This is a genomic window from Streptomyces anandii JCM 4720 (assembly GCF_014650655.1).
Lineage (GTDB): Bacteria > Actinomycetota > Actinomycetes > Streptomycetales > Streptomycetaceae > Streptomyces > Streptomyces anandii.
Window position 1 is genome coordinate 20,092 of the sequence record NZ_BMVJ01000020.1, and the last position, 10,007, is coordinate 30,098.

Here is a 10,007-nt window from a genome sequence, read left to right on the forward strand (position 1 = left end):
GAGCACGCCCAACTGCTCGCCCTGCCCGGCATCGGCGAGTACACCGCCGCCGCGGTCGCCTCCTTCGCCTACGGCCAGCGGCACGCCGTGCTCGACACCAATGTGCGCCGGGTCCTCGCCCGCGCGGTCACCGGGGTGCGGTACCCGCCGAACGCCACCACGGCCGCCGAACGACGGCTCGCCCGCACGCTGCTGCCCGAGGACGAGAGGACCGCGGCCCGCTGGGCCGCCGCCTCCATGGAACTCGGCGCGCTGGTGTGCACCGCCAAGAACGAGTCGTGCCCGCGCTGCCCGATCGCCGCGCACTGCGCCTGGCGGCTCGCGGGCAAGCCGGAGCACGAGGGGCCGCCGCGCCGCGGGCAGACGTACGCCGGTACGGACCGGCAGGTGCGCGGCAAGCTGCTGGCGGTGCTGCGGGAGGCCCACACGCCGGTGCCGCAGGCACGGCTCGACCGGGTGTGGCACGAGCCGGTCCAGCGGGCCCGGGCCCTGGACGGGCTGGTCGCGGACGGTCTGGTGGAGCCGCTGCCGGGCGGGCTGTACCGGCTGCCGCTGACCTGACGGCCCGGCGCGGCCCACCCGCGCCGACGACCTGACACGGCCTCACTTCACAGGCGGTGCACAGCTTCAAGTGGCGTCGCGGGCACCTGTGTCACGGAATCGGGCGCCTCCACGTACCCCAAATCACCGCAAAAACGGACCAATCGGAGCGCCCCCTTACCCCGAACCTACTTCCGTTACACAACCGACGCACAGCCGAGGGCTAGCCGAAGGCTGCCTCGGACAACGCCGTGACAACCCCTCCGTACCTTCAATTGCGTGCCCGACAGGCACCGGGCGGCTGCTGACCACAGCCCGCCCGCGACCAGAGCTTGAGAACCGGCGGAAGCCGGGTCGGCAAACGGGGATGGAGGCGGTTGAACATGGCGCAGGGCGAGGTGCTCGAGTTCGAGGAGTACGTGCGCACCCGGCAGGACGCGCTGCTGCGCAGCGCACGCCGGCTGGTGCCCGACCCGGTCGACGCCCAGGACCTGCTCCAGACGGCGCTGGTGCGGACGTACGGCCGCTGGGAGGGCATCGCCGACAAGCGGCTCGCGGACGCCTATCTGCGCCGCGTCATGATCAACACCCGCACCGAGTGGTGGCGGGCCCGCAAGCTGGAGGAAGTCCCCACCGAGCAGCTCCCGGACGCCTCGGTCGAGGACTCCACCGAGCAGCACGCCGACCGGGCGCTTCTTATGGACATCATGAAAGTTCTCGCTCCCAAGCAGCGCAGCGTCGTGGTGCTGCGACACTGGGAGCAGATGTCCACGGAGGAGACCGCCGCGGCCCTCGGCATGTCCGCGGGCACGGTCAAGAGCACGCTGCACCGGGCGCTCGCCCGGCTCCGCGAGGAGCTGGAGGCCCGCGATCTGGACGCACGCGCGCTGGAGCGTGAGGAGCGGGAGCGTTGCGCGGCCTGACCGGCCCCGGGCCCATCCGGGCCCAGGACACCTTCCAGGCGGCGATCACGGCGGTGGCCGTGCTCGCCGCCCTCGCCCTTTTGGTGTCCGCCTGCGGGACCGGCGGCACCGGCGCCCGTGACGAGGGGCCGGCCCACGCGAGCTCGGTGACGGGCGCCGCTCCGACGGCCTCCCCGAGCCCCACCGACACCCCGGAGCGGGTGGACGCGGTCCGGCTCGTCAAGGACGACCCGAAGGTCTCGGCCTCCGTCAAGCGGGGCCTCAAGCCCTGCGTCGCCGACGAGTACCCCGTCGACGTCTCCTACGGCCACCTCACCGGCGGCCCGGTCGACGACATCGTGGTGAACGTGCTGACCTGCGGGGACGCGGTGGGCGTGGGAGCCTATGTCTACCGGGCGCAGGCAGGCGGCTACCAGAACGTGTTCAGGACCGAGGAGCCCCCGGTCTACGCCGAGATCGACCGCGGCGACCTCGTGGTGACCAAGCAGGTCTACGAGAAGGGCGACCCGGTGTCGAATCCGTCCGGCGAGGACGTGATCACCTACCGCTGGTCCGGCACCCGGTTCACCAAGGAGTACAGCACGCGCAACGAGTACAGCAAGGCCGTCGGCGGCGGCCCCTCGCCGGTCCCGGACAACTGACCGGGACCGGCCGCGAGAGAGAATTGCCGTGGCGTGAACCGATCGGGCCCCCCGGTCCGATCCTTTGGTGAACCGGTCGGAAGTGAACGTGACCGGCCCTCGCGGCGTCCACACAGTGAGCGCCTCGCGCGGCCGGGCGTCCACCGGCCACCGTGTGCCACCGGGACGCGCCACGCGGCGCGGCACGGCGCGTCACGGCAACCGGACCACGAAGAAGCGACACGAGGACTGAGAGCACCGGGATGGCAGAGCAGACCCACGTCCTGTTCGTCGAGGACGACGACGTCATCCGCGAGGCCACACAGCTCGCCCTGGAGCGGGACGGCTTCGCGGTCACGGCCATGCCCGACGGCCTGTCGGGCCTGGATGCGTTCCGGGCCAGGCGGCCCGACATCGCGCTGCTGGACGTCATGGTCCCCGGCCTCGACGGGGTCAGCCTGTGCCGGCGCATCCGCGACGAGTCGACGGTGCCCGTGATCATGCTGTCCGCGCGCGCCGACTCCATCGACGTGGTCCTGGGCCTCGAGGCGGGCGCCGACGACTACGTGACCAAGCCGTTCGACGGCGCGGTGCTGGTCGCCCGGATCCGCGCGGTGCTGCGCCGCTTCGGGCACGCCGGCGGCGACCGGACCGAGCCGGACAACGGGGACATGGACGGCGGGGTGCTGACCTTCGGCGACCTGGAGGTCGACACCGAGGGCATGGAGGTGCGCCGGGCCGGTCAGCCGGTCGCGCTCACCCCCACCGAGATGCGGCTGCTGCTGGAGTTCTCCTCCGCGCCGGGCACGGTGCTCTCCCGGGACAAACTCCTGGAGCGGGTGTGGGACTACGGCTGGGGCGGTGACACACGCGTCGTCGACGTCCATGTGCAGCGGCTGCGCACCAAGATCGGCCAGGACCGCATCGAGACGGTCCGCGGCTTCGGTTACAAGCTGAAGGCCTAGGCGGGCGGACGATGCGGGGGAACACGCGGCGCCTGCTCTCGGGGCGCCTGGAGCACGCGGACATCCGTACGGGGCTCAGATGGAAGCTCAGCGCGGCCATCGCGCTGGTCGGCGCGCTGGTGGCGATCGCGCTCAGCCTGGTGGTGCACAACGCCGCCCGGGTGTCGATGCTGGACAACTCGCGCGACTTCGCCGACCAGCGGCTGGTGCTCGCCCAGAGCATCTACGAGCGTCCCGGCCGGCGGCCCAACTTCGCCGACGCCAAGATCGACGACCCGCTGCTGCCGCACGCGCTGCTGGAGAAGGTGCGCGAGGGACGGCGGGCCACCTTCGTCACCGACCACCACGGCAGCCCGGACATCTGGGCGGCCGTGCCGCTCAAGGACGGACACGTGCTGTCCCTCCACACCCACTTCACGGACCGCAGCACCAACATCCTGAACGACCTCGACCAGGCCCTGGTGATCGGCTCCATCGCGGTCGTCCTCGGCGGCAGCGCGCTGGGCGTCCTCATAGGGGGTCAGCTCTCGCGCCGGCTGCGCAAGGCCGCGGCCGCCGCGAACCAGGTCGCCAAGGGCGAGACGGACGTACGGGTGCGGGAGGCGATCGGGGGCGTCGTACGCGACGAGACCGACGACCTGGCGCGCGCGGTGGACGCGATGGCGGACGCGCTGCAGCAGCGCCTGGAGGCGGAGCGGCGGGTCACCGCGGACATCGCGCACGAGCTCCGCACCCCGGTGACCGGCCTGCTGACGGCCGCCGAGCTGCTGCCGCCGGGCCGCCCCACGGAGCTGGTCCTGGACCGGGCGAAGGCCATGCGCACGCTGGTGGAGGACGTGCTGGAGGTGGCGCGGCTGGACGGCGCCTCGGAGCGGGCCGAACTGCAGGACGTGATGCTCGGCGAGTTCGTCGCCCGGCGGGTGGCGGCCAAGGACCCGGACGTCGAGGTGCGGGTGGTCCACGAGTCGGTGGTCACCACCGACCCGCGACGGCTCGAGCGGGTGCTGTTCAACCTGCTCGCCAACGCCGCACGGCACGGCAAGCCGCCGATCGAGGTGACCGTCGAGGGACGGGTCATCCGGGTGCGCGACCACGGGCCGGGCTTCCCCGAGAACCTGCTCGCCGAGGGACCGAGCCGGTTCCGCACCGGCAGCGCGGACCGCGCCGGACGCGGCCATGGGCTGGGCCTGACCATCGCCGCCGGTCAGGCGCGTGTGCTCGGCGCCCGGCTGACCTTCCGCAACGTGCGCCCCGCGGGCGCGCCGGACCACATCCCGGCCGAGGGCGCGGTGGCCGTCCTGTGGCTGCCGGAACACGCGCCGACGAACACCGGCAGCTATCCGACGCTGCCGGGACAGTGAGCCGCCGGGCGGTGCGCTCGGCGGCCCGGTCCGCGCCGGGCGGGGTCAGCTCGCCCAGTCCTTGTCCATGTCCAGGCCGCCCTCCCGGCGCTGGGTGAAGGAGAACCAGTTGCCGGAGTCGTCGCGGAAGAGGGCCTCGGTGCCGTAGGGCCGCTCCTGGGGCTCCTGGAGGAACTCCACACCGCGGTCCTTGAGCCGCTTGTAGTCGCCGTGGATGTCGTCGGTGGCCAGCACACCGGCACCGAGCGCGCCCTTGGCGACGAGCTTCCTCATCATCTCGGCCGACTCCGGGTCCATGGCGGGCGGGCCGGGCACCATGAGCGTCAGCTCCACATCGGGCTGGCCGGGGGCGCCCACGGTGAGCCAGCGCGTACCGCCCTCCCCCATGGTCATGTCGGTGCGGACCTCCAGGCCGAGCTTGTTGGTGTAGAAGTCCTTGGCGCGGTCCTGGTCGAGGACCCAGACGGTGGTGATGGCGAGCCCCTTGATCACGGCTTCTCCCGGGGACGAGGGTGAGGGCCCTTGGTGCGACCGCGCACAGGGCCTGCGTGTCGTTGCGCTGCCACCGTAGGCAGGGCGGGCATCAGCGCGCTTCTCCGGAATTGCGCTGTGGCGGCGGCCCGGCGCCGGGCCGGAAACCGCCGGCCCAGAGCATGGCGTAGCACCCGGGTATGAGGGCGGCGCCGCGGCCGACGTGCCGCGCGCGGTACTCCCTCGGCGTGAGGCCGGTGCGGGCCTTGAACCGGGCCGAGAACGTGCCCACGCTGCTGAAGCCGACCAGGTGGCAGATCTCGGTCACCGACAGGTTCGCGGTGCGCAGCATCTCCTCGGCGCGCTCGATGCGGCGGTGGGTCAGGTACTGGCCGGGCGTCTCGCCGTAGGCCTCGCTGAACGCGCGGATGAAGTGGTAGCGCGAATATCCCGCGTGCGCCGCCACCGCCTCCAGGTCCAGTCCCGGATCCGCCCAGTCCCGGTCCATGGCGTCCTTCGCCAGCCGCAACTGCCGCATCTTGTCCATGCTCCCGATGGTGGCACGGGGGTCTGACAGCAGCAGGAGCATCAACGCCGCCGCACGGCGAAGGCCCCCGGGGCGGACACTCCGGGGGCCTTCACTCGGCCGCCCGGCCCTCGGGCCGGGACTGCGCGGGGCGCGCCGCTAGACGGCCTCCGCCACTCCCGCGTGGGCCCCGGCCTCGCTCGCGCCGTCGCCGTCACCGGGCTTGGCGGTGGCCGGACCGGCGCCCTTGAGCGGCACCTCCTTGACGAACAGCGCCGCGACCAGCGCGACCACCGCCACCACGGAGCCCAGCAGGAACGCCGAGTGCGTACCGGCGGACACCGCGTGCTGGTAGGCCTCACGGGCCACCGCCGGCAGCTTCTGCAGGCTCTTGGCGTCCAGCTGCGCCGACTTCTCGGTGATCTTGGAGCCGACCGAGCCGGCCCGCTCCGCCATGACGTGCGAGACGCGGTTGTTGAACAGCGCGCCCATGATCGCCACACCGAAGGACGAGCCGAGCGTGCGGGACAGGGTGGTGGTCGAGGAGGCCACGCCCATGTCCTTCATCTCCACGCTGTTCTGCGCGACCAGCATGGTGATCTGCATCAGGCAGCCCATGCCGGCGCCGAGCACCGCCATGTAGAGGCCGGAGGTGAGGCGGGTGGTGCCGGTGTCCATCAGGGACAGCAGGTACAGGCCGGTGATCATCAGCACGCCGCCGGCGATCGGGAAGATCTTGTAGCGGCCGCTGTTGGTGGTGACCCGGCCCGCGACCAGCGAGACGACCATCATCGCGCCCAGCATCGGCAGGAGCAGCAGGCCGGAGTTGGTCGCCGAGGCGCCCTGCACCGACTGCTGGTACAGCGGCAGGAAGAGGACGGCGCCGAACATCACGAAGCCGGTGATGAAGCCGATCAGCGACATCAGGGTGAAGTTGCGGCTGCGGAAGATGTGCAGCGGCACGACCGGCTCGGCGGCCTTGGTCTGCCAGAACACGAACCCGACCAGCGCGGCCACGCCGATCGCGATGAGCTCCATGATCCGCGCGGAGGTCCAGGCGTACTCCGAGCCGCCCCAGGTGGTGACGAGGACGATGGCGCTGATGCCGAGGGTCAGCAGCGCGGCGCCCAGGTAGTCGACCCGCGCCTGCGCCCGCTTCTTCGGCAGGTGCAGTACGGCGCTGACAGCGGCGAGGGCCACCACGCCCAGCGGCAGGTTGATGTAGAAGGCCCAGCGCCAGCCCCAGTTGTCGGTGATGGTGCCGCCGACCAGCGGGCCGCCGATCATCGCGAGCGCCATGACGCCGGCCATCATGCCCTGGTACTTGCCGCGCTCCCGGGGCGGGATCAGGTCGCCGATGATGGCCATGACGCCGACCATCAGACCGCCGGCCCCGAGGCCCTGGATGGCACGGAAGCCGATCAGCTCGCCCATGTTCTGCGCCATGCCGCTCAGCGCGGAGCCGGCCAGGAAGATCACGATCGAGGTCATGAAGGCGCCCTTGCGCCCGTACATGTCGCCGAGCTTGCCCCACAGCGGGGTGGCCGCGGCGGTGGCGAGGGTGTACGCGGTCACCACCCAGGACAGGTGCTGGAGGCCGCCGAGCTCACCGACGATGGTCGGCATCGCGGTGCCCACGATCATGTTGTCCAGCATCGCGAGCATCATCGCGATCATGAGGGCGAGCAGGACGACCCGCACGCTCCTTGGTTGTTTGCCGGCCGGCACCGCGTCCGTCCCGGTCGTCTGCGTGTCCGCCATCGCTCCCACTCCCCCAACTGCTCCCTACTTACTTGCCGACCGGCAAGTTGACTACACTCCGGAAGGTAGAGCGTTTACTAGCCGGGCGTCAAGTAAGTTTCCACTGGCCTGTCGGCAGGTAAGTTTTCTCCGAGCGCGAGGAGTACGAGGATGGGCGGCACCATGGACGGCACCAAGCAGCAGCGCCGCGGAAACACCCGCCAGCGCATCCAGGACGTCGCACTCGAACTCTTCGCCGAGCAGGGCTACGAGAAGACCTCCCTGCGGGAGATCGCCGAGCGGCTGGACGTCACGAAGGCGGCGCTCTACTACCACTTCAAGACCAAGGAAGAGATCATCGTCAGTCTCTTCGAGGACCTGACGCAGCCGATCGAGGAACTGATCGAGTGGGGCCGCCGTCAGCCGCACACCCTGGAGACCAAGCAGGAGATCGTCCGCCGCTACGGCCAGGCGCTCGCCGGCGCGGCGCCCCTGTTCCGCTTCATGCAGGAGAACCAGGCGACGGTGCGGGAGCTGCGCATCGGGGACACCTTCAAGGACCGCATGACCGGCCTGCGGGACATCATCATCGATCCGGACGCGAGCCTGACCGACCAGGTGCGCTGCATCAGCGCCCTGTTCACGCTGCACGCCGGGATGTTCGTGATGCGGGACCTCGAGGGCGATCCCGAGGACAAGCGCAAGGCGGTCCTCGAGGTCGCCATCGACCTGGTGACCCAGGCCCACCAGGGCGGCCGTACCGCCTGAGGGACCGGTCGCAGGGCCCTGCGACGACGGACCGCCGCCCCGCTGGTTTCAGCGGGGCGGCGGTCCGTGGTGCCGCGGGGTGGCCGCGGGGCCTCAGGTCTTCGCTCAGACCTTCACGCCGTGGGCGCGCAGGAAGGCGACCGGGTTCACGGCGGAGCCGTAGTTCGGGGTGGTGCGGATCTCGAAGTGCAGGTGCGGGCCGGTGGTGTTGCCGGTGTTGCCGGACAGGGCTATGTGCTGACCGGTGGCGACGACCTGGCCGACCTTCACGTCGATCCGGGAGAGGTGCGCGTACTGCGAGTACGTGCCGTTGCCGTGCTTGATGACGATGGCGTTGCCGTACGCCGGGCCGTCACCGCCGCCGTTGGGGCCCGCCTTGACGACGGTGCCGCCGTGGGCGGCGACGACCCCGGTGCCCACCGGCACGGCGAAGTCCTGGCCACTGTGCTTGTGCATCCAGTGGCTGCCGCCCTGGTCGAAGCTGGCGGTCAGGGTGTAGTGCTGCACCGGGTCGACCCAGGCGGCCGCCGACTTGGCGACGGTGGCGGTGGGAGCCGCCGCGGTCTCGGCGGCGGACGCTACTCCCGCACCCATGGCGACCGAGACCCCCAGGCCGGCGGCCAGCACGGCGGCACGGTTGCGGAGCTTGGTCGTACGGGCGGAACGGGACGTGGCGCGCTGGAACATCGAAACCTCTGGGGGTGGGGGACATGAGAACCACCCGGACGTTTCTGCCTTCGCCGGGCGGGCCACACCTTGGTAACCCCGCCGACCGACGCCGCTCAAACACCCCCACTACTACCCAAAGCCGTATCCACGGACAGTGTTCTACGTCTCTTGACGTCCCACCCATTTCGGACAAACCCCCAGTAGAGACCCCATGGCGGTTCATTCCCTCGGGCGAAATGTCCGCTTTTTCTATCCCTGTCCGACACTAAGTGGCGTAGTAGGGGACAAAACACCTGTGCGCCATGTCACCGGGGAGCGGGGCCGGGACCCCTGTGCGTGTGACGGACCTCATGTGGCCCGCGTCTCAACACAGTTACCGACAAGTAATCATCCGGTCCCCTTCCGGTCACCCCGCCGATCCAGCATGCTCACAACAAATCAGCAGCGTTTGGACGCGAGAGGAACCCCCCACCCATGACCACAGGCACCTGGACGCGCCGCATCGGCCTGACCGCCGTCGCCACGCTCGCCGCCACGGCACTGACCGTCCCGGTGGGCGCGCAGGCCGCGCCCACGGACGCGGCGGGCGCGGCCGCGGCCGCCGCGACGACGGCGTCCGGGAAGGTCGACTACGACACCTGGCAGAAGGACTGCCAGGCCGTGATGGACCAGGCCCTGCCCTATCTGCAGCAGCGGATCGCGGGCGGCGGGGCGGGCGAGAAGCGGGCCATCGTGTTCGACATCGACAACACGACCCTGGAGACCGACTTCGGCTTCAGCTACCCGCAGCCCGCCAACAAGCCCGTGCTGCGCGTCGCCCAGTACGCCCAGGAACACGGCGTCGCGCTGTTCTTCGTCACGGCCCGCCCCGGCATCATCGAGGAGCCGACGGAGTACAACCTGAAGCACGACGGCTACCACGTGGACGGTCTCTACGTCCGCGGCCTGTTCGACCTGTTCAAGAACGTCGCCGACTACAAGACCGCCAAGCGCGCCGCCATCGAGGCCAAGGGCTGGACGATCATCGCGAACATCGGCAACAGCGCCACGGACCTCTCGGGCGGCCATGCCGAGAAGACCTTCAAGCTGCCCGACTACGACGGGCAGCTCTCCTGAGAGCTCGCACAGCCCTCCGGACAGCACGAAGGGGGCTGCCCAGGGACTTCGGGTCCCTGGGCAGCCCCCTCCGCTTGGGGCCTTACGCGTCCTTGCTCAGGTTCGGACCGGCTCCGCCGGCCGCCTGCTCGATCGGCGGGACGTCCGGCAGGGCCGACTTCTCCTCACCCCGGAAGGTGAAGGTCTGGGTGTCGCCCTCGCCCTCGGTGTCCACGACCACGATGTGACCGGGACGCAGCTCGCCGAAGAGGATCTTCTCGGAGAGCGAGTCCTCGATCTCGCGCTGGATCGTCCGGCGCAGCGGCCGG

Annotated in this window: 11 protein-coding genes and 1 pseudogene; 7 read left to right on the plus strand and 5 right to left on the minus strand. The window is 70.9% G+C overall.

Going from position 1 to position 10,007, the window contains the following annotated elements:
- Nucleotides 1-79: 79 nt before the first annotated feature.
- From IE249_RS38705 to cseC, 5 genes and pseudogenes are all read left to right on the plus strand, one after another.
- Nucleotides 80-556: pseudogene (locus IE249_RS38705) on the plus strand (hypothetical protein); the annotation flags it as partial.
- Between the two features lie 367 nt (nt 557-923).
- Nucleotides 924-1,463 carry a SigE family RNA polymerase sigma factor gene (locus IE249_RS28255; RefSeq protein WP_030177423.1) on the plus strand — a complete coding sequence of 180 codons (540 nt, stop codon included), beginning with the start codon at nt 924-926 and terminating at the stop codon, nt 1,461-1,463.
- Nucleotides 1,451-2,104 (plus strand): hypothetical protein, encoded by a 654-nt coding sequence (locus tag IE249_RS28260; RefSeq protein ID WP_189709215.1) that lies wholly within the window; start codon nt 1,451-1,453, stop codon nt 2,102-2,104. Before IE249_RS28255 ends, IE249_RS28260 begins: the two co-directional genes overlap by 13 nt.
- Before the next feature lie 242 nt (nt 2,105-2,346).
- Nucleotides 2,347-3,048: a two-component system response regulator CseB gene (cseB, locus tag IE249_RS28265; RefSeq protein ID WP_189709217.1), complete on the plus strand. Its 702-nt coding sequence runs from the start codon at nt 2,347-2,349 to the stop codon at nt 3,046-3,048.
- An 11-nt stretch (nt 3,049-3,059) separates the two neighbouring features.
- Nucleotides 3,060-4,409: a two-component system sensor histidine kinase CseC gene (cseC, locus tag IE249_RS28270; protein WP_189709219.1), complete on the plus strand. Its 1,350-nt coding sequence runs from the start codon at nt 3,060-3,062 to the stop codon at nt 4,407-4,409.
- Between the two features lie 45 nt (nt 4,410-4,454).
- Here the strand turns inward: cseC and IE249_RS28275 are convergent, their stop codons facing one another.
- From IE249_RS28275 to IE249_RS28285, 3 genes are all read right to left on the minus strand, one after another.
- A complete protein-coding gene (locus IE249_RS28275) occupies nt 4,455-4,901 on the minus strand; it encodes a VOC family protein (RefSeq protein WP_189709221.1) in 447 nt (148 codons plus the stop codon).
- A gap of 91 nt (nt 4,902-4,992) precedes the next feature.
- A complete protein-coding gene (locus tag IE249_RS28280; RefSeq protein ID WP_189709372.1) occupies nt 4,993-5,418 on the minus strand; it encodes a helix-turn-helix transcriptional regulator in 426 nt (141 codons plus the stop codon).
- 147 nt (nt 5,419-5,565) lie between these two features.
- Complete coding sequence (locus IE249_RS28285) at nt 5,566-7,167, minus strand: MDR family MFS transporter (RefSeq protein WP_189709223.1); 1,602 nt, start codon at nt 7,165-7,167, stop codon at nt 5,566-5,568.
- A 150-nt stretch (nt 7,168-7,317) separates the two neighbouring features.
- On the opposite strand from IE249_RS28285, the gene IE249_RS28290 reads away from it, so the two are divergent.
- Complete coding sequence (locus tag IE249_RS28290) at nt 7,318-7,914, plus strand: TetR/AcrR family transcriptional regulator (protein WP_189709225.1); 597 nt, start codon at nt 7,318-7,320, stop codon at nt 7,912-7,914.
- A gap of 105 nt (nt 7,915-8,019) precedes the next feature.
- Here IE249_RS28290 and IE249_RS28295 read toward each other — a convergent pair whose 3' ends face one another.
- Complete coding sequence (locus IE249_RS28295; protein WP_189709227.1) at nt 8,020-8,601, minus strand: M23 family metallopeptidase; 582 nt, start codon at nt 8,599-8,601, stop codon at nt 8,020-8,022.
- 456 nt (nt 8,602-9,057) lie between these two features.
- Here IE249_RS28295 and IE249_RS28300 point away from each other — a divergent pair, with 456 nt between their 5' ends.
- Entirely contained in the window at nt 9,058-9,699 is a 642-nt protein-coding gene (locus tag IE249_RS28300; RefSeq protein ID WP_189709229.1) for an HAD family acid phosphatase, read from the plus strand.
- 82 nt (nt 9,700-9,781) lie between these two features.
- Here the strand turns inward: IE249_RS28300 and IE249_RS38710 are convergent.
- Nucleotides 9,782-10,007: ClpB D2-like domain containing protein (locus tag IE249_RS38710; RefSeq protein WP_229859417.1), on the minus strand; the 226-nt coding region annotated here is incomplete at its 5' end.

Coding starts and splice junctions, on each gene's coding strand:
- IE249_RS28300 (WP_189709229.1), top strand. CDS start 9,058: ATGACCACAGGCACCTGGACGCGCCGCATCGGCCTGACCGCCGTCGCC.
- cseC (WP_189709219.1), top strand. CDS start 3,060: ATGCGGGGGAACACGCGGCGCCTGCTCTCGGGGCGCCTGGAGCACGCG.
- IE249_RS28285 (WP_189709223.1), bottom strand. CDS start 7,167: ATGGCGGACACGCAGACGACCGGGACGGACGCGGTGCCGGCCGGCAAA.
- IE249_RS28255 (WP_030177423.1), top strand. CDS start 924: ATGGCGCAGGGCGAGGTGCTCGAGTTCGAGGAGTACGTGCGCACCCGG.
- IE249_RS28290 (WP_189709225.1), top strand. CDS start 7,318: ATGGGCGGCACCATGGACGGCACCAAGCAGCAGCGCCGCGGAAACACC.
- IE249_RS28280 (WP_189709372.1), bottom strand. CDS start 5,418: ATGCGGCAGTTGCGGCTGGCGAAGGACGCCATGGACCGGGACTGGGCG.
- cseB (WP_189709217.1), top strand. CDS start 2,347: ATGGCAGAGCAGACCCACGTCCTGTTCGTCGAGGACGACGACGTCATC.
- IE249_RS28295 (WP_189709227.1), bottom strand. CDS start 8,601: ATGTTCCAGCGCGCCACGTCCCGTTCCGCCCGTACGACCAAGCTCCGC.